This window comes from Rubrivivax sp. A210, from assembly GCF_904426505.1.
Taxonomy (GTDB): Bacteria; Pseudomonadota; Gammaproteobacteria; order Burkholderiales; family Burkholderiaceae_C; genus Rubrivivax.
The window spans coordinates 219,647-237,830 of record NZ_CAJGBN010000012.1; the positions used below are offsets into that span (position 1 = coordinate 219,647).

General features: G+C 69.6%; 15 protein-coding genes and 1 tRNA gene. All 16 read left to right on the top strand.

Annotated elements, in window-relative coordinates; genetic code table 11:
- Window positions 1-120 precede the first annotated feature (120 nt).
- The 16 genes from JMV16_RS09775 (at window position 121) to JMV16_RS09850 (ending at window position 18,184) form a co-directional block, all read left to right on the top strand.
- Window positions 121-975 (top strand): AAA family ATPase, encoded by an 855-nt coding sequence (locus tag JMV16_RS09775; RefSeq protein ID WP_201494057.1) that lies wholly within the window; start codon window positions 121-123, stop codon window positions 973-975.
- Window positions 975-1,568 (top strand): GNAT family N-acetyltransferase, encoded by a 594-nt coding sequence (locus JMV16_RS09780; RefSeq protein ID WP_201494058.1) that lies wholly within the window; start codon window positions 975-977, stop codon window positions 1,566-1,568. The genes JMV16_RS09775 and JMV16_RS09780 overlap by 1 nt, the downstream gene beginning before the upstream one ends.
- Before the next feature lie 30 nt (window positions 1,569-1,598).
- Window positions 1,599-3,638: a S9 family peptidase gene (locus JMV16_RS09785; RefSeq protein WP_201494059.1), complete on the top strand. Its 2,040-nt coding sequence runs from the start codon at window positions 1,599-1,601 to the stop codon at window positions 3,636-3,638.
- A 68-nt stretch (window positions 3,639-3,706) separates the two neighbouring features.
- Window positions 3,707-4,879 carry a vWA domain-containing protein gene (locus tag JMV16_RS09790; RefSeq protein ID WP_201494060.1) on the top strand — a complete coding sequence of 391 codons (1,173 nt, stop codon included), beginning with the start codon at window positions 3,707-3,709 and terminating at the stop codon, window positions 4,877-4,879.
- Window positions 4,876-6,717, top strand: coding sequence for an autotransporter assembly complex protein TamA (locus tag JMV16_RS09795; RefSeq protein WP_201494061.1), 1,842 nt, complete (start codon window positions 4,876-4,878; stop codon window positions 6,715-6,717). Before JMV16_RS09790 ends, JMV16_RS09795 begins: the two co-directional genes overlap by 4 nt.
- Window positions 6,717-10,994, top strand: coding sequence for a translocation/assembly module TamB domain-containing protein (locus JMV16_RS09800; protein WP_201494062.1), 4,278 nt, complete (start codon window positions 6,717-6,719; stop codon window positions 10,992-10,994). Before JMV16_RS09795 ends, JMV16_RS09800 begins: the two co-directional genes overlap by 1 nt.
- A 106-nt stretch (window positions 10,995-11,100) precedes the next feature.
- Window positions 11,101-12,024, top strand: coding sequence for a GGDEF domain-containing protein (locus JMV16_RS09805; RefSeq protein WP_201494063.1), 924 nt, complete (start codon window positions 11,101-11,103; stop codon window positions 12,022-12,024).
- A 46-nt stretch (window positions 12,025-12,070) separates the two neighbouring features.
- A tRNA-Arg gene (locus JMV16_RS09810) sits at window positions 12,071-12,145 on the top strand.
- Window positions 12,146-12,352: 207 nt separating this feature from the next.
- Complete coding sequence (locus JMV16_RS09815) at window positions 12,353-12,937, top strand: DUF4255 domain-containing protein (RefSeq protein ID WP_201494064.1); 585 nt, start codon at window positions 12,353-12,355, stop codon at window positions 12,935-12,937.
- Window positions 12,934-14,019, top strand: a complete 1,086-nt coding sequence (locus JMV16_RS09820; RefSeq protein ID WP_201494065.1) for a hypothetical protein — start codon at window positions 12,934-12,936, stop codon at window positions 14,017-14,019. Before JMV16_RS09815 ends, JMV16_RS09820 begins: the two co-directional genes overlap by 4 nt.
- A gap of 25 nt (window positions 14,020-14,044) precedes the next feature.
- Window positions 14,045-15,718: a phage tail sheath C-terminal domain-containing protein gene (locus JMV16_RS09825; RefSeq protein ID WP_201494066.1), complete on the top strand. Its 1,674-nt coding sequence runs from the start codon at window positions 14,045-14,047 to the stop codon at window positions 15,716-15,718.
- Window positions 15,719-15,768: 50 nt separating this feature from the next.
- Window positions 15,769-16,236 (top strand): phage tail protein, encoded by a 468-nt coding sequence (locus tag JMV16_RS09830; RefSeq protein ID WP_201494067.1) that lies wholly within the window; start codon window positions 15,769-15,771, stop codon window positions 16,234-16,236.
- Between the two features lie 40 nt (window positions 16,237-16,276).
- On the top strand, window positions 16,277-16,720 hold the full coding sequence (locus JMV16_RS09835) for a phage tail protein (RefSeq protein WP_201494068.1): 444 nt from the start codon (window positions 16,277-16,279) through the stop codon (window positions 16,718-16,720).
- A 13-nt stretch (window positions 16,721-16,733) separates the two neighbouring features.
- Complete coding sequence (locus JMV16_RS09840) at window positions 16,734-17,180, top strand: phage tail protein (protein ID WP_201494069.1); 447 nt, start codon at window positions 16,734-16,736, stop codon at window positions 17,178-17,180.
- A 75-nt stretch (window positions 17,181-17,255) separates the two neighbouring features.
- Window positions 17,256-17,447: a DUF5908 family protein gene (locus JMV16_RS09845; protein ID WP_201494070.1), complete on the top strand. Its 192-nt coding sequence runs from the start codon at window positions 17,256-17,258 to the stop codon at window positions 17,445-17,447.
- Between the two features lie 2 nt (window positions 17,448-17,449).
- Window positions 17,450-18,184, top strand: a complete 735-nt coding sequence (locus JMV16_RS09850; RefSeq protein ID WP_201494071.1) for a CIS tube protein — start codon at window positions 17,450-17,452, stop codon at window positions 18,182-18,184.

Below are 18,184 nucleotides of genomic sequence, written 5' to 3' on the forward strand. Positions count from 1 at the left end.
GGGCTGAGGATAGGCAGCCGGGCCTCTCAACCCGCGCTGCCGCGCAAAGCGGGCGATTATAGGGGCGCCTATATACTGCCCCGAGACCCCCCAAGCACAGGCCAAGGCCACCCCCCGACGATGAAATTCCAAGGCTCGGACCAGTACGTCGCCACGCCCGATCTGATGCTGGCCGTCAACGCCGCCGTCACCCTCAAGCGCCCGCTGCTCGTCAAGGGCGAACCCGGCACCGGCAAGACCATGCTGGCCGAGGAAGTGGCCCGCGCGCTGAACATGCCGCTGCTGCAGTGGCACATCAAGAGCACGACCAAGGCGCAGCAAGGCCTCTACGAATACGACGCCGTGAGCCGGCTGCGCGACAGCCAGCTGGCGGGCGTCGAAGGCGGGGACAAGGTCAAGAACATCCACAACTACATCGTCAAGGGCGTGCTGTGGCAGGCCTTCACGGCCGAACAGCCGGTGGCGCTGCTGATCGACGAGGTCGACAAGGCCGACATCGAGTTTCCCAACGACCTGCTGCGCGAACTCGACCGCATGGAGTTCTACGTCTACGAGACGCGCGAGCTGGTGCAGGCGCGCCACCGGCCGCTGGTCTTCATCACCAGCAACAACGAGAAGGAACTGCCCGACGCCTTCCTGCGCCGCTGCTTCTTCCACTACATCAAGTTCCCCGACGCCGACACCATGCGCGCCATCGTCGACGTGCATTTCCCCGGCCTCAAGCGCGAGCTGCTGGCGGCGGCGATGAAGACCTTCTACGACGTGCGCAACCTGCCCGGGCTGAAGAAGAAGCCATCGACGAGCGAGCTGCTCGACTGGCTCAAGCTGCTGGTGGCCGAGGACATTCCGCTCGAGGCGCTGCAGAGCAAGGATGACAAGGTCGCGGTGCCGCCCCTGGTGGGCGCCCTGCTCAAGAACGAGCAGGACGTGACGCTGTTCGAGAAGCTGGTCTTCATGCAGAAGCACGGACGCTGATGGCCTGGCCCGATGCGGTGACGCTCACCGGGCCGCATGCGCGGCTCGAACCCCTCTCGCCCGCCCACCATGAGGGCCTGTGCACCGCCACACGCGACGGCGAGCTGTGGAAGCTCTGGTACACGGCTGTGCCCGCGCCCGAGGGCATGGCCTCCGAGATCGCCCGCCGGCTGGCACTGCAGGCCGCCGGATCCATGCTGCCCTTCACGGTGTTCGACGCCACCGGAACCATCGTCGGCATGACCACCTACATGAACATCGACGCCGTGCACCGCCGCGTCGAGATCGGCAGCACCTGGACCGCCGCCGGCGCCCAGCGCGGCCCGCTCAACACCCAGTGCAAGCGCCTGCTGCTGGGCCACGCCTTCGAGGCGCTGGACTGCATCGCGGTGGAGTTCCGCACCCACCGCCTCAACACCCAGAGCCGGCGCGCCATCGAGCGCCTGGGCGCCCAGCTCGACGGCATGCTGCGCGCCCACCAGCGCAGCCCCAACGGCACGCTGCGCGACACTGCCGTCTACAGCATCACCGCGGCCGAATGGCCTGCGGTCAAGGCCCATCTCGACTGGCAGCTGGCCAAACCGCGTTCATAGCCGATTCGGCCGCTCCCGGAGACTGCATCCATGGCCCGCAAGAAGCCCATCACCGTCGAAGACCTGTGGCAGATCGAGCGCCTGGGCGTGCCCAGCCTCTCGCCCGACGGCGCGCAAGCCGTGGTGGCACTGTCGCGCCACTCGATGGAAGAGAACAAGGCCGCCTCGTCGCTGTGGCTGCTGTCAACCCTGGGCGGCCGGCCTCGGCCGCTGACGCACTGCGGCGACAAGGACGGCGCGCCGCGCTGGAGCCCCCACGGCGACCTCATCGCCTTTACCGCCAAGCGCGAGCAGCAAGGCCGCAAGGACGACGAGAGCCAGCTCTACCTGATCGCCCCCGACGGCGGCGAAGCCCGCCGCGCCGCCGAGGTGGCCACCGGCGTCGAGGCCTTCCGCTGGTGCCCCGAGGGCCGGCGCATCGTCTTCGTCTCCTGGGTCTGGCCGGGCCTGAAGGGCGCCAAGACCCAGGCCGCCGCGCACAAGGCCTGGAAGGAGCGCAAGGAGACCGGCTGCGCTACCAGCGAAGCGCAATACCGCCACTGGGACCGCACCCTGCCGCCCGGCCGCGTGGCCCACCTGCACCTGCTGGAGCTGGGCCGCGGCAACGCGCCGGCCAAGGTGCGCGATCTCTTCGAGGGCACGGCCTTCGAGCTGGGCCGCGCCGACCCCGACGCCAACCACTTCGACATCAGCCCCGACGGAAGGCGCCTGGTCTTCGCCTTCGACCCCGCGCCCGAGAAGCGCGGCGACGGCCGCTTCGCGCTGGCCGAAATGGACATCGCCAGCCGCAAGGTGACGGTGATCGCACGCGATGCCGAATGGGACTTCGCCACGCCGCGCTACAGCCCGGCCGGCGACCGCATCGCCTTCACCGCCAGTCACCAGCAGCGCAAGCACACCATGCCGGCCCAGCTGGCGGTGTGGGAGCGTGACGGCGGCGCCTGGGAAGTGCAGAGCGCCGAGTGGGACCACGAAGTGCACGCGCCGCTGCAGTGGGAAGACGACGGCCAGGCCCTGCTCTTCTGCGCCGAGCAAAAGGGCCGCAACCATCTGTGGCGTTTCGACCTGCCCGACCGCCGCGCCGAGGTGGTGGTGGCCGGCGGCTGGGTGGGCGGCTTCGACAAGGCCGCCGGCACCCTGGTGACGCTGGCCGACAGCGCCCTGCACCCGGCGCAGATCAGCGTGTACGCGGCCGGCCAGGCGCCACAGCGCATCGAGAGCTTCAACGACGAGCTGATGGACAAGCTGTCGCTGGGCCAGGTCGACGAGGTCTGGTTCGAAGGCGCACGCGCCCTGCCCGATGCCACCGCGGGCGACCCGGTGCAGATGTGGCTGGTCTACCCGCCCGGCTTCGACCCCAAGAAGAAGTACCCGGTGCTGCACAACATCCACGGCGGGCCGCACACCGGGCCCGGCGACAACTGGCACTACCGCTGGAACACCCAGGTCTTCGCGGCCCAGGGCTATGTCGTGGCCAGCGTCAACTACCACGGCTCCTCGGGCTTCGGGTACGCCTTCCTCGACAGCATCACGCACCGCTGGGGCGAGTTGGAACTGCAGGACATCGAGGCCAGCACCGACTGGCTGCTGAAGAAGCGCTGGGTCGACAGGAAGCGCGTCTTCGCCGCCGGCGGCAGCTATGGCGGCTACATGGTGGCCTGGATGAACGGCCATGTCGCGCCCGGCCGCTACCAGGCCTACATCTGCCACGCCGGCTGCTTCGACTGGGTGGGCATGTTCGCCGACGACGCCTGGGTCTGGCATGCCAAGGAACTGGGCGCCTGGTACTGGGACGACATGGCGCGCCTGCTGGCGCAGAGCCCGCATGCCTTTGCCGGCGCGATGGCGACGCCGACGCTGGTGATCCATGGCGCGCTCGACTACCGCGTGCCCGACGCCCAGGGCCTGGCCTACTACAACACGCTCAAGGCACGCGGCATCGACGCGCGGCTGCTGTGGTTTCCGGACGAAAACCACTGGGTGCTCAAGCCGCGCAACAGCCGCCAGTGGTACGGCGAGTTCTTCGCCTGGCTGGCCCGCCACGACAAGGGCCCCCCAAAGGCGGGCTGATCCCCGGCCGCGCCGTCGCTGGAGGGTCCGCAACGGCACAATGCGCCCACAAGCCCATCGCGCCCGCCATGCTCATCGACTTCTTCTACACGCTGCGTTCGGCCAAGCTCAAGGTGTCGGTGAAGGAATTCCTGATGCTGCTCGAGGCCATGAAGGCGGGCGTGGCCGGCACTTCGGTCGACGACTTCTACTACCTGGCGCGCGCCTCGCTGGTCAAGGACGAGGCGCATTTCGACAAGTTCGACCGCGCCTTCGCCGCCTACTTCAAGGGCGTGGAGCTGCTCACCGACTTCACGCAGGAACTGCCGCTCGAATGGCTGCGCAAGACGCTCGAGCTCGAGCTGAGCGAGGCCGACAAAGCCGCCATCGAGAAGATGGGCTGGGACGAGCTGATGGAAACGCTGAAGAAGCGCTTCGAAGAGCAGAAAGAGCGCCACGAAGGCGGCAGCAAGATGATAGGCACGGGCGGCACCAGCCCCTTCGGCGCCTACGGCGTTAACCCGCAGGGCATACGCATAGGCCAGGACAAGAGCCGCAACAAGAGCGCGGTAAAGGTGTGGGACCAGCGCGCCTACAAGGACTACGACGACACCAAGGAACTGGGCACGCGCAACATCAAGGTGGCGCTGCGCCGGCTGCGCCGCTTTGCGCGCGAGGGCGCGGCCGATGAGCTGGACCTGGACGACACCATCCACAGCACCGCCGCCAACGCCGGCATGCTGGACATCAAGATGGTGCCCGAGCGCCACAACCGCGTGAAGGTGCTGTTGCTGATGGACGTGGGCGGCACAATGGACGAGCACATCCACCGCGTCGAAGAGCTGTTCAGCGCCACCAAGACCGAGTTCAAGCACCTTGAGTTCTATTACTTCCACAACTGCGTCTACGACTTCATGTGGAAGAACAACAAGCGCCGCTTCAGCGAGAAGCACCCCACCTGGGACGTGATCCGCAAGTACAACAAGGACTACAAGCTCATCTTCGTCGGCGACGCCACCATGAGCCCCTACGAAGTCCTGCAGCCCGGCGGCAGCGTCGAATACAACAACGAGGAGCCGGGCGCGGCCTGGCTGCAGCGCCTGACCCAGGCCTTTCCGCGCTTTGCCTGGATCAATCCCGAGCCCCAGGGCGTGTGGCAGTACCGCCAAAGCATCTCCATCGTGCAGCAGCTGATGAACCAGCGCATGTTCCCGCTCACGCTGGCAGGGCTTGAAGGCGCGATGCGCTTGCTCAGCAAATGAGGCGGGCCGCCGCGGTGGCGGCCTGGATCGCACGGTCCTTTGCACTGGCCGCGGCTCTGGCCCTGGGTGGCTGCGCCACGGTCAACAACGCACTTGACGCCGTCGGCGTCGGCGCCCCCCAGCCGCCCGCGCCACCGCCGCTGCTGCGCGTGGACTTCGACGCACCGCCCGAGCTCAAGCCCCTGCTCGAACAACACCTCGACCTGGTGCGCCTGGGCCACCTGGCGCGCGCCGACATCGATGACACCGAGTGGCAGCGCCTGATCGACGCCGCCCCGGCCCAGGTGCGCGAGCTGCTGCAGACCGAAGGCCATTTCAAGCCCGATGTCAAGCTCGAGCGCCCCGAGTCGGCCGCCGTGCGCTTGCTCGTCAAGCCGGGCCCGCAGGCCACCATTGCGCGCTTCAATCTTGAGGCCGAAGGGGCGCTAGGCCGCGACGCCGCCGCTGGTGACGCCGACGCGCAGGCCCTGCTGGCCCAGTTGCGCGGCAGCTGGGAGCTGCCGGTGGGCAGCGCCTTCCGCAACGCCGCCTGGAGCGACGCCAAGTCGGCCACGCTGGCACGCCTGCGCGCCGCCGGCTATGCCACCGCGGCCTGGCTGGGCACGGGCGCTGAGGTCGATGTCGAGGCCGACACCGTGCGCCTCTTCGCCGTCGTCGACAGCGGGCCGCTGTTCCGCTTCGGCCGCCTCGAGGTCGAAGGCCTGGAGCGCCAGGACGAGAAGACGGTGCGCAACCTGCTCGGCGCACGCGAAGCAACACCCTTGAGCGAGGCCCGGCTGCTGGACTTTCAGGAGCGCCTGCAGAAATCGGGCCTGTTCGAGAGCATCGGCGTCACCCTCGACACCGACCCGGCCCAGGCCAACCAGGCGCGCGTGCTGGTGAAGCTGCGCGAATCGGCGTTGCAGGTCTACACCTTCGGCATCGGCGTCAGCGCCAACACCGGCCCGCGCGCCTCGGTCGAGCATCTCTACCGCCGCGTCTTCGGCTACCCGGCCTCGTCAAGGCTGAAGATCGAGGTCGGCAAGAAGCGCCAGGCCTGGGACGGCGAGATCAGCTCGCACGCGCTCGACGGCCTGCACCGCAACCTGGTGGGCGCCGCGGTCGAGCGCCTGGCCTCCAGCACCGACGTCGTGCTCTCGCAGCGCGCCCGTGTCGGCCGCGCCCAGGATACGCAGCGCTTCGAACGCCTGTACTTCGTCGAGGCCGAGCGCTCGCGCCGCACAACCGACACCTCCGATCCGAACAAGGCCTTCGCGCTCTCGCTCAATGCGCGCGGCGGCTGGCGCGAGCTCGACAGCCTGGTGCTGCCCACCCAGGGGGGCAGCCTCTCGGTGCAACTGGGCGTCGGGCGCTCGCACGGCACCGACGCCGTGGCCGGCTATTTCCAGCGCGCCTACGGCAAGCTCACGGTCTACCAACCCCTGGGCCAGAGCTGGTACGGCCAGGCTCGGGTCGAAGCCGGCCAGGTCTTTCTGCGCAGCAACATGGTGGTTACCGAATCGCAGCAGTGGCGCGCCGGCGGCGACGATTCGGTGCGCGGCTACGGCTACCGCAGCCTCGGGCCCGTCGTCGATGGCGTGGTCGGCAGCGGCAACGCCATCTTCACCAGCAGCGTCGAGCTGGCGCGTCCCTTTTCCAATGCCCTGCCCTCGGTGTGGGGCGCGGTCTTCGTCGACGCCGGCAATGTCGCCGACCGCCTGGGCAACATCAGGCCGGTGGTCGGCTATGGCGTGGGCGTGCGCTGGCGCAGCCCGGTGGGGCCGCTGCGGCTGGACTATGCCTATGGCCGCGAGGTGCGCCAGTCGCGCTTTCACTTCAGCGTCGGAATTTCCTTCTGATGGCAGAAGCGGCCCCCGCTCCACCGCCGCCCGGGCCACCGGCTCCGCCCGGGCCGCTGGGCCTGTGCCTGCAGCTGCTGTCCATGCCGGCCCTGGTGCTGCTGCTGCTGGCCCTGGTGGCGGGCGCAGGCTATGCCGGCGCACGCTGGCTGCTGGCCAGCGACGAAGGCGCGCGCTGGCTGCTGGCCCACCAGCCCTGGGTGGAAGCCCGCGGCTTCGAGGGCAGCCTGCTGGGCGGCCAGTGGCGGGCCGAACGGCTGGTGGTGCGCTGGGCCGGTGGCCAGCAGTCGGCCACCCTCGAAGGCCTGGACGCCGGGGGCATGGCCTGGCAATGGCGGCCTCCAGGCCAGGGCTGGGTCGGGCTCGGTATCGAGCAGCTCACCGTCAAGCGCATCGTCGTCGACACCGGCCCCAGCAACGACCTGCCGCTGGTGGCGCCGCGCGACCTGGGCCTGCCCTTCAGCCTGCGCCTGGCCGAGGGCCGCGTCGAGCAACTGGTGGTCGACCGCTATGCGCCGGTGCAAGGCCTCGTGGTCGCCGAGCTGGCGCTGGAAGGGCGTGCCGGCGCACCGCACCGCGTGATCAGTGCCAGCGCCCAGTGGCAGGGCCTGGCCATCACGGCCGGCGCGGCCATCGCCCACGAGGCGCCGCTGGCAGTGACGCTGGATGCCACGCTGCGGCCACTGGCCGGCGGCGACGCCCCCGCCTGGGCCGCGGTGCTGCGCGGGCGCGGCCCGCTGGCACGGCTGGCGGCCAGCGCGGTGCTGCGCGGCGTGCCCCAAGGCGGGCGCGAGGCGCCGGCGGCCGATCTGCGCGCCACGCTGCGGCCCTTCGAGGCCTGGCCCATGGACGCCCTGCACGCCGAGACCCAGGCCCTGGACCTCTCGGCACTCGCCACCCAGCTGCCGCAGACGCGCCTTTCCGGCCACATCGATCTGGCCGCGCCCGCCTTGGCAGCGCCGACGCGCGCCACGGTGCAGATAACGAATTCCCAGCCCGGGCGCTGGAACGAGCGCCGCCTGCCGCTGCGCCGCCTGACGGCCGAACTTCGCGGCCAGCTCGACCGCCACGACCGCATCGAGGTGCAGAGCTTCGCGCTCGATCTGGCCGACGCCACGCGCACCGCCGGCCGCCTGCGCGGCAGCGCCACCTGGCACGGCCCGCTGCTCGAGTTCAAGGCCCGGCTCGACGAGCTGGCGCCGCAGCGCCTGGACGGCCGCGCCGCGGCCCTGCTGCTCAGCGGCCCCGTCGAAGCCCGCCTGCGCGGCCTGCCTTCGCCCGACCCGGCTGCCACGGCCAGCGCAACGCCGCTGCACATCGACTGGCGCCTGGACCTCGAAGGCCGCTTCGAGGCCGCGCCGCAGCCGGTGCGCCTGGCGATGGAAGGCAGCGCCGACGACCAGCGGCTCGAACTGAAGTCCGTGCGCGCCAGTGCCGGCCCGGCCAGCGCCACCATGAAGGCGCTGCTGCAGCGCGTGGCGCGCAAGGACTGGCAGCTCGAGACCCAGGGCAACCTGGTCGACTTCGACCCGCTGGCCTGGTGGCCGGGCGAAGCCGGTTCGGTCTGGCGCAACACACGCCATCGCCTATCGGCCGACTGGCAGTTCGGCCTGCGCCTGCCCGCCGATGCCGACCGCCTGCCGGCGCTGGCTCTGGCCCAGCGCGCGGTAGGCAATGGCAGCCTGCGCATCCACGATTCGCTGCTGGCCGGCGTGCCGCTGGCCGGCGAGCTGGCCCTGGGCTACACCCAGACGGCGGCGCCGACGCCGGCCTCGCTGCGCGCCGATCTGCGCCTGGGCGGCAACCAGCTCACGCTGGACGGCCGGGGCGACCCCACCGGCCCCGGCGCAGCCGACCACCTGCGCCTGGACATCAAGGCCGAAAGGCTCAATGCGCTGGCGCCGCTGGCGCGCCTGCACCCGGTGCTGGCCGACTGGATGCCGCGCCAGGGCACGGTGCAGGCCGGCATCGCCGCCGATGGCCGCTGGCCGGCGCTGCGCAGCGAAGGCAATGCCTATGTCGCGCAGCTGGCCGCGGGCTCACTGCAGCTGGCGCGCGGCCAGGCCGCCTGGCGCATGGACGGCAGCGGCAACCAGCCGCTGTCGCTGCTGCTCGACCTGGCCGGCCTGCAGCTTGGCAACCAGCGCGCCGATCACCTGCGCGCCGAACTGCGCGGCACGCTGGCCGACCACCGCATCGAGCTTTCGGGTGCGCTGCCGCTGCTGCCACCCAGCGCCGCCGTGCGCCTGCTGGGCGTGCAAGCACAGTCGGGCACACGCGCGCAGCTGCAGGCCCAGGGCGGCTGGGAGCGTGACGCGGCCGGCGGCGGCCGCTGGCGGGCCCGCATCGAGCGCCTGGCCGTCGGCTCCTGGGACGGCAGCGTCGGCGACGCGCCCTCGGCCTCCAACTGGGCCGAGGCGCGCGGCCTGCGCGCCGAACTGCAGTTCGGCGCCGACGGCAGCCTGGCCACGCTGCGCGCCGATGCCGGCCGCCTGCAGCTGACCGACGCGCTGGCGCTGCGCTGGGACGAGGTGCGCGCCGACCTGCGCGGCGAGCACGCGCGGATCGACCTGCACGCCAACATCGAGCCCTTCGCGCTGGCACCGCTGCTGGCGCGGCTGCAGCCGACCATGGGCTGGCAGGGTGACATGCGGCTGGCAGCACGCGTCGACATCAGCGCCGCCGAGCGCTTCTCGGCCGACCTGGTGTTCGAGCGCAGCGAAGGCGACCTGCACGTCGACGGGCCCGACGGGCTGCAACTGCTGGGTCTGACCGACCTGCGCGTCAAGGTGGCCGTACACGACGGCGAATGGGTCGTCACGCCGCAGTTCAGAGGCCGCAGCCTGGGCGACATCGGCGGCACGCTGCGCGTCCACAGCAGCCCTGAGCGGCGCTGGCCCGCGCCCGAAGACCGCATCGAGGGCGAGGTGCAGGCGCGCGTGGCCGACATCGGCATCTGGCGCGCCTGGATACCGCCCGGCTGGCAGCTCGGCGGCGAACTGCGTGTGGCGGCCGGTCTCGGTGGCAGCTTTGGCGCGCCGCTGTACAGCGGCACGCTGGGTGCCACGGGCCTGAGCGTGCGCAACCTGCTCGAGGGCGTCAATCTCAGCGACGGCCAGGTGGGCGTGCGGCTGGATGGCGACAGCGCCCGGGTCGAGCGCTTCACGTTGCGCGGCGGCGACGGCAGCCTCAGCGTCAGCGGCGGCGCCACACTGGGCGCCACGCCGCAGGCCCGGCTGCAGATCAAGGCCGAGCGCTTCCGCCTGCTCGGCCGCGTCGACCGCCTGCTTATCGCCAGCGGCCGGGCCGAGCTGCACTTGGCCGCCGACAGCGGCCGACTGGACGGTGCCTTCACGGTCGACGAAGGCCTCTTCGATGCCAGCCGCAGCAGCGCGCCGACGCTGGACAGCGACGTCACGCTGCGACGCCCCGGCGCGCAGGAAGACCTCGACACCGAGGCCGCCGCGCCGCGCGCCAGCCGCGCCTTCGCGCTCAGCGTCGACGTCGACCTCGGCGAGCGCCTGCGCGTGCGCGGCCGCGGCCTGGACACCGTGCTGCGCGGCCGCCTGCACCTGGGCACGCGCTCCGGCCAGCTGGCCGTGGACGGCACCATCGCCACCGAACGTGGCACCTATGCCGCCTACGGCCAGAAGCTCGACATCGAGCGCGGCATCCTGGCCTTCAGCGGGCCTTCCGGCGACCCGCGCATGGACGTGCTGGCCCTGCGCCCCAACCTCGACGTGCGCGTCGGCGTGCTCATCACCGGCAGCGTGCAGACGCCACGCGTGCGCCTGTATTCCGAGCCCGAGATGAGCGACACCGACAAGCTCTCGTGGCTGATGCTGGGCCGCGCTCCCGACAGCCTGGGCCGCAGCGACACCACCCTGCTGCAGCGCGCCGCCGTGGCCCTGCTCGCGGGCGAGGGCGAGGCGCCCACCGACGCGTTGCTGCGCCGCCTGGGGCTGGACGAGCTCTCGCTGCACCAGAGCGACGGCGACACGCGCGAGACCGTGGTCACGCTGGGCAAGCAGTTGTCGCGGCGCTGGTATGTGGGCTACGAGCGCGGCGTCAATGCCACCGCCGGCACCTGGCAGCTCATCTACCGGCTGGCCCAGCGCTTCACGCTGCGCCTGCAGAGCGGGCTGGAAAACTCCTTCGACGTGATCTGGGTGCTGCGCCTGGGCGAGACAAGGGCCGCGCCCGCAGCGGCCACACCTTCGGCGACGGCATCGCCGCCGGCATCGGCCGCATCGGCGGCACGAAAAGGCAGCCCTTGACGGCCCTCTTCGCGGCCTGACCCCGGGCCGGCCCGGGTTACACCCTTGCCTGTGCCGCATCAAGAGGCTCGCGCACCGCGCCCGCCTGCGGCACAAGGAGAAGACCTTGACGAACCCCCATCCGCTGGACCAGGCCGTGGCCGCCGCACGGCTGCACGCCTTGCTCGACCGCTGCCCGGTAGCCGCCGCCTATGTACAGGCACAGCGCTTCACCGCCGTGGGTGCGCAGATGAACCAGCTTTTCGGCTGCGCTGACGAAGCCGGCCTGGCCGGCGAGCCCACCCGCGCGGTACACGGCTCGGACGCCTGCCATGCCGGCGTGCAGCAGCGCATGGCCGAGGCCTATGCCCGCCAGCACCCCTTCACCGAAGAGATCGAGTACGCGCGCCGCGACGGCAGCCGCTTCTGGGGCCGTCTGCGCGCAATGCCGCTGGACTGGGCCGACGCCAGCGGCGAGGCGCTGTGGCTCATCGACGACGTGAGCGCCGAGCGCCGCCAGCGCGAACACCCCACCTGGGCCTCGTCCCACGACGACCTCACCGAGTTGTGCAACCGGCGCGAGTTCGAACGCCGCCTGGCCGACCACGTCGGCAGCCGCCGCCACGAGCCGGTCTCGGTGCTGCACATCGATCTCGACCGCTTCGCCCTGGTCACCGAGCAGTTCGGCCAAGCCGGCGGCGACCACGCGTTGTTCGAGATCGCCACCCTGCTGCAGGCCAAGGTGCGCGCCTCCGACATCGTGGCGCGTCTCGAGGCCGACCACTTCGCGGTGCTGCTGCCGGCCTGCGACGAGCACTGGGCGCAGCTCATCGCCGACAAGCTGCGCCTGGCCATTGGCCAGTTCCGCGTGCGCTGGGGCGACAAGCGGGCGCGCGTGCCGGCCTGCGTGGGCGTCGTGCAGCTCAGCCCGGCCATGGCCGCTGCAGAAGAAGTGCTCGCAGCTGCCGCCGCGGCCTGCCGCGAGGCCAAGGAAGCCGGCCGCAACTGCGTGCGCGTACACCGCGCCACCGAACCCGCCCCGTCGGCATGACAAGGCTGCCGGCCGCGGCGCTCCGGCCTCCTACAATCGCGCCCGCCTCTCCGTAGTTCAATGGATAGAACGGGCGCCTCCTAAGCGCCAGATACAGGTTCGATTCCTGTCGGAGGGACCAGGCACAAGGCCCTCAGCCCCCGCCGGCCCCAGGCCTCACCCTCTCCCTAACTTGAGGCGTGAAGCGCTCCGTGACATGGGTCACACTCAAATAGACTCGTGACGCTGGCTGCCCGCCCTGGGCGCCGCAAGGCACCCACCGGGTCGGTTGCCTAGACAAGGCGCTAGCTGAGGAGCGGGACATGGGGCAGACAGGGCCGGTGTCGGCATGATCGCCGAGGTCTTCAAGTTCCTGCGGGAACACCTGAACGAGGCCCTCCCACGCGATTCAGCGGGCGGCGCCGTCGAAGACCTTTTCGTCTACGTCGGCTCAGGCAAGGAAGACGCGGTCAGTTTCAAGGCCGATGCCGTGTCGCTGCTGCTGGTGCGCGTCGAGCAGGACGCCACGCTGCGTCCGCCCGATCTCTACACGCGCATCTCGTCGGTGGGCTCGCACCAGAAGGTCGAACCCGAGATCCGCCTCAACCTCAGCCTGCTGCTGGTGGCGCGCTTCCCCGACGACTACCTGCAGGCGCTGCACCACCTGTCGCGCGTGATCCGGTATTTCCAGAACCACCGCGTCTTCAATCCGGCCAATGCGCCCGATCTGCCTGACGGCATATCGCAGTTGGTGTTGGAGCTCGTGACCCCCACCTTCTCGGAACAGAACGAGATCTGGGGCACGCTGCGCACCGCCTACCTGCCCAGCGCGATGTACAAGCTGCGCATGGTCGTTTTCCAGGACGACGAAGGCCAGCCGACCACGGCAGTCAAGGAACTCATGCAGAGCGTGACCCAGGTTCCGCAGACATGAAATTCCTGGCCCTCTTCGGCGTGCGCCTGCGGCACGAAGGCTACCCGGCGGGGGTTCGCCCCGACGCCGCGCTGGCGCCCTCCGAAGCCACGCGCCGCCTGCTGGCCCGCTACCGCCTGCGCCTGCAGGAGCAGCCCGACGGCCTGACGGTCTGGGCCATGGCCCGCCCAGATGGCAAGGCGCCCCTGCTGCCTCTGGCGCGTGCCGAGGTCTTCGGCTTCGAGTTGCGCGCGCATTCAGCCGAGTTCGCACTCGCCACCGACATGGCCGAACTTTCGGCCATGGCCGATCCGGTCTACAGCAATGCCGCGCTGGGCGCGAACGACGCGCGCACGCTCGTGCCCGCCGACCGCAAGAACTGGCACATCCAGGCCGTGGACGCGCCCGCCGACGGCACATCGACACGGCGCGTGCTGGCCGCGCAGCCCCTTCCCGCCGGCGATGCGCAGCGGCCACCCCGGGCATCGGACATCAGCGTCACTGCAGAGTTAGGCACTGCGCGCGTCACCGCCTACGACGCCGCCACGCGCACCGCCACCCTCCAGGCCTCGAGCGGCGCCCAGGGCCTGGCGCTGCGCTACCGCACCCTTGCCCCGGTGCGGCGTGACACGCTGGCCGAGGTGCAGGTGGTCGTCAACCGCTCGTTGCCGGCCCCGGGCAGCGCCGATGCCGATTTCGAGATCCGATTCAAGGCGCGCGCCGTGCATTGGGCCTACTACCTGGTGACCGACCAGCCCGGAGACTTCGCCATCATCGATGCCGATGCGGCTGCGCCCATCGTCTTCGGTGCGCAAAGCACCACCTTGCTCAATGGGGCCGCCGATGCATCCGATCCTCAGGCCGCGGCCCTGGCCGCGCAATACCCCGGGCAGCGGCGCATCCGCTTCCTGTCGGACCAGCCCGTGCCCTGCGGCAGCAGCCCGCGCAAGGGCCTGGCCCTCTTCCAGGGCGGCCAGCGCGTGCTCGGGCCGCTGCCCAATGCCTCGCTCACGCGGCCGACCCGCTTCATGCGCGCCACAGCTGGCGCTCCTCAGGACCAGGACGGCATCTGCCAGGTCCTCAAGTATCTGAAGTCCCGCTAACGCTCAACCAAGGGAAACGCGCAACATGGCCACCTACAGAACCCCCGGCGTCTACGTCGAAGAGATCTCCACCCTGCCGCCGTCGGTGGCCGAAGTGGCCACCGCGGTGCCGGCCTTCATCGGCTACACCGAGACCGGTCCGGCCGACAGCGGTGACCCGCATGTGGTGCGCGTGGCCACGATGCTCGAGTTCGAGAGTGCCTTTGGGGGCCCGCAGGCGATCAAGTTCAACGTCAACGAGCCGGCCGCGTCCGACCCCGGCGCAGGCCCCACGGTGCAGATGGTGGCGCCCGCCAACGGCTTCTCGCTCTATTACGCGATGAGCCTGTATTTCCGCAATGGCGGCGGGCCTTGCTATGTGGTGTCAGTGGGCAACTACAAGGCGACGCCGAGCAAGGCGCGCTACTCGGCCGGCCTGCTGGCGCTGGAGCGCGAGGACGAACCGACACTGATCGTGCTCAGCGATGCGGCCAGCGTGCTCACGTCCACCGACTACTACGCCCTGTGCGGCGAGGCGCTGATGCAATGCCGCAAGCTCGGCGACCGCTTCACCATCCTCGACATCCCCAAGGGTGACTGGCAGGGCTTCCGCAACGACAGCAACCTCTCGGCCAACCTGATGTACGGCGCGGCCTACCACCCCTATCTGCAAAGCTCGATCTCCTACGACGTCGCCGATGGCGACGTCACCATCAAGCGTGCCGTCCAGGCCAGCAGCAATGTCACCGGCAACCTGCCCCTGGGCGGCGCCAACGGCATCAGCGTCAGCTTCACCGGCGCCGCCGGCAGCAGCGCCGGCGTGGCCGTCACCTTCGGTACACAGGAAGCTTCTGCCAGCTTCACGGTGGCGGCAGGCACGCTGACCCTCAGCGACGTGAATGGCCAGACCGGCGACAGCATCGCCACCGCCTGGGCCACCTGGAAGCTGACCAACAACGCGGCCGGCTTCGACATCGCCAAGAACGGCGACGGCTCGGCCGCCATTGCCACCGCCGACCTGCCGGCTGCGGCCATTCCTTTGCCGGCCCCCAACGCCGGCACCGACACGCTGGCAACCATCAAGAACCGTGAGACCGGGCTGTACAACAAGGCCAAGGCCGCGCTGTCGGAGCAGCGCGTGGTGCTGCCGCCGAGCGCGGCTATGGCCGGCATCTATGCCCGCGTCGACCGCGAGCGCGGTGTCTGGAAGGCGCCGGCCAATGTCGGCGTGCTGGCAGTGCTGGGGCCGGTGTCCAAGATCACCGACGATGACCAGGATCGCCTCAACGTCGATGCCACTGCCGGCAAGTCGATCAACGCCATCCGTGCGTTCACCGGCAAGGGCACGTTGGTGTGGGGCGCGCGCACCCTGGCAGGCAATGACAACGAATGGCGCTACGTGCCGGTGCGGCGCCTCTTCATCACCATCGAAGAGTCAGCCAAGAAGGCCAGTGCCTTCGCGGTGTTCGAGCCCAATGACCAGACCACCTGGCTCAAGGTCAAGGCCATGATCGAGAGCTATCTCTACGGCCTGTGGGAGGCCGGCGCGCTGGCCGGGGCCAAGCCCGAGGCCGCCTATTTCGTGCATGTGGGTCTGGGCACCACGATGACGCCGCAAGACGTGCTCGAGGGCCGCATGATCGTCGAGATCGGCATTGCCGCGGTACGCCCGGCGGAATTCATCATCCTGCGCTTCTCGCACAAGCTGCAGACGGCCTGACGGCCGGAGCCGCCAACCGCCCCCCACCCTGAACAACGAGGCGAACCACCATGGCTCTCACCAAAGACCAGATCAAGACCACCTACCCGCTGCCGGTCTACAACTACCGCGTCGAGATCGACGGCAAGGCCGTCGCCTTCTCCGAGGTCTCGGGCCTGAGCGTCGGCTACGAGACCAGCACCTATGTCGAAAGCCCGACCTCGGGCGTGGGCCCGCGGCGCATGGTGATGCCGGGCCAGCGCAAGACGGCCACCGTCACGATGAAGAAGGGCGTGGTCACTGGCGTCAGCGTGCCGACACTGTTTGCCTGGATCAACTCGATCCAGCTCAACCGCGTCGACAAGAAGGATGTCTACATCCGCCTGTGCGACGAGTCCGGCGCCGCGGTCGTGAGTTGGAAGCTGATCAACGCCTTCCCGACCAAGCTCGACGCCCCCAGCTTCACCGCCAGTTCCAACGACGTCGCGGTCGAGAGCATGGAGTTGACGGCCGACGGCGTGGTCATCGAGCAAGCCTGACCCCGCTGCTGCCAGGCAGAACCCGGCCGGACCCAGCCCCATGGCGGAATCAGCAGCAGCCCAGAGGTCGAAGTACCCGGTCGCGAGCTACAACTTCCGTGTCACCGTGGGCGACACGACGATGAGCTTCACCGAGGTGTCGGGCCTGGTGCGCGAGTACCAGACGCTGAGCTACCGCCACGGCCTGAGCTTTCTCGAGGGCGAGGAGATCGTCAAGTTTCGCCACGACAAGTACGTGTCGCTGACGATGAAGAAGGGCGTCGTCGCTGGCGCCATCGCGCTGTATCAATGGCTGGAAGGCAGCGAGCGCAAGAGCCTCAGTGTGAGCCTGTGCGACGAGAAGGGCGACGCAGTGGTCACCTGGCAGATCAAGAAGGCCTTGCTCGTCAAGCTCGATGCCCCGGCGCTGCAGGCCAGCTCCAACGAGGCCGCCATCGAGACGCTGACGCTGATGGCATCGGGCATCTCGGTCGAGCACCATTGAGGCGGCCTCGGGCATGAGCGATCCCATCCTCGGCATGCGCTTCGGCGTGCTCTTCCTGGCGGGCGGGGTCGTGCCCAATCCGCTGGACATCCGCTTCCAAAAGGTTTCGGGCCTGTCGGCCGAGGTCGAGACCGAGTCGATCAGCGAAGGCGGCCAAAACCTCTACACCCAGCGCCTGCCCAAGGGCGTGAAGTACGGCAACCTGGTGCTCACGCGCGGCATGGTCATTGGCTCGCCGCTCAACCTCGAATTCAACGCCACGCTGTCACTCTTCAAGTTCGCCACCTCCACCGTCATGGTCACCCTGCTCGCCGAGGACATGGCGCCCCTGGCCGCCTGGCTTTTTCTCAAGGCCTATCCGGTGAAGTGGTCAACCTCGGAACTCAGCGCCAGCGAGCCTTCGCTGGTGATTGACACGATGGAACTGGCCTACACCCGCATGCAGGTGCTGAGGATATGAACGCCAGCCACTGCGACCGGGCGATGGCAGTCCTCACTGCGCGGCAGGCGGCCCGTGCCGCAGGCGGAGGCTGAGATGCCGGTCGAGATCAGGGAACTGGTGATACGCGCCGTCGTCGACCGGGGCCAGGACGCGCCTGTCAGCGACGAAGGCGTGAGTGTGAGCGCATCGCCCGGCGGCGGCAGCACTGGCGCCGATTTCGACGCCCTCGTGCAGGCCTGTGTGGCACAGGTGCTGCGCATCCTGGAGCACAAGAGAGAGCGCTGAGCATGTCGCTGCTGAACCTGTTCAAGCTCGAGAAGCTGCGCATCGAGGGCTTCAAGGCCGAGGGCCGCGGAGCCTCCGACTTCGTGGGCGAAATGGAGTTGATGTTCAACCCCACGACGCTGCAGGAAAAGCACGCCGTCACCTACCAGTCGGCCCGCATTCAGGCCATCAACTCGGCCGGCAAGCCCGCGCTCTACAGCCACACGCCACCGGGCGACCTGAGCTTCCAGTTCCTGCTTGACGGCACCGGCGTCAACTTCATGGGCGTAGAGCAGTTGGCGCGCACCATCAGCGGCGCCAGCGTCAAGAAGGACATCGCCAAGTTCAAGAAGCTCTGCCTCGAGATGAACGGCGACATCCACCAACCCAACTTCCTGAAGATCAGCTGGGGCGACTTCAAGTTCTCCTGCCGCCTGGCCAACCTCGACATCACCTACAAGCTGTTCGACGAATCCGGCGATCCGTTGCGCGCCGATCTGAGCGTCAAGTTCGTCAAGGACAAGAGTGCCAAGACCATCGCGCTCGAATCCGACAAGAAGTCGCCTGACCTGACCCACCTGCGCACCGTCAAGGCCGGCGACACGCTGCCGCTGCTGTGCAAGGAGATCTACGGCTCCTCGGCCCACTACCTGCGCGTGGCGGCCGACAACCGCCTCGACGATTTTCGCAACCTGGTGCCGGGCCAGCAGTTGCGCTTCGCGCCGCTGCCGCGCAGCAACGACCCGGCGCGCGGCTGA

Coding starts and splice junctions, on each gene's coding strand:
- JMV16_RS09775 (WP_201494057.1), top strand. CDS start 121: ATGAAATTCCAAGGCTCGGACCAGTACGTCGCCACGCCCGATCTGATG.
- JMV16_RS09780 (WP_201494058.1), top strand. CDS start 975: ATGGCCTGGCCCGATGCGGTGACGCTCACCGGGCCGCATGCGCGGCTC.
- JMV16_RS09785 (WP_201494059.1), top strand. CDS start 1,599: ATGGCCCGCAAGAAGCCCATCACCGTCGAAGACCTGTGGCAGATCGAG.
- JMV16_RS09790 (WP_201494060.1), top strand. CDS start 3,707: ATGCTCATCGACTTCTTCTACACGCTGCGTTCGGCCAAGCTCAAGGTG.
- JMV16_RS09795 (WP_201494061.1), top strand. CDS start 4,876: ATGAGGCGGGCCGCCGCGGTGGCGGCCTGGATCGCACGGTCCTTTGCA.
- JMV16_RS09800 (WP_201494062.1), top strand. CDS start 6,717: ATGGCAGAAGCGGCCCCCGCTCCACCGCCGCCCGGGCCACCGGCTCCG.
- JMV16_RS09815 (WP_201494064.1), top strand. CDS start 12,353: ATGATCGCCGAGGTCTTCAAGTTCCTGCGGGAACACCTGAACGAGGCC.
- JMV16_RS09820 (WP_201494065.1), top strand. CDS start 12,934: ATGAAATTCCTGGCCCTCTTCGGCGTGCGCCTGCGGCACGAAGGCTAC.
- JMV16_RS09825 (WP_201494066.1), top strand. CDS start 14,045: ATGGCCACCTACAGAACCCCCGGCGTCTACGTCGAAGAGATCTCCACC.
- JMV16_RS09830 (WP_201494067.1), top strand. CDS start 15,769: ATGGCTCTCACCAAAGACCAGATCAAGACCACCTACCCGCTGCCGGTC.
- JMV16_RS09835 (WP_201494068.1), top strand. CDS start 16,277: ATGGCGGAATCAGCAGCAGCCCAGAGGTCGAAGTACCCGGTCGCGAGC.
- JMV16_RS09840 (WP_201494069.1), top strand. CDS start 16,734: ATGAGCGATCCCATCCTCGGCATGCGCTTCGGCGTGCTCTTCCTGGCG.
- JMV16_RS09845 (WP_201494070.1), top strand. CDS start 17,256: ATGCCGGTCGAGATCAGGGAACTGGTGATACGCGCCGTCGTCGACCGG.
- JMV16_RS09850 (WP_201494071.1), top strand. CDS start 17,450: ATGTCGCTGCTGAACCTGTTCAAGCTCGAGAAGCTGCGCATCGAGGGC.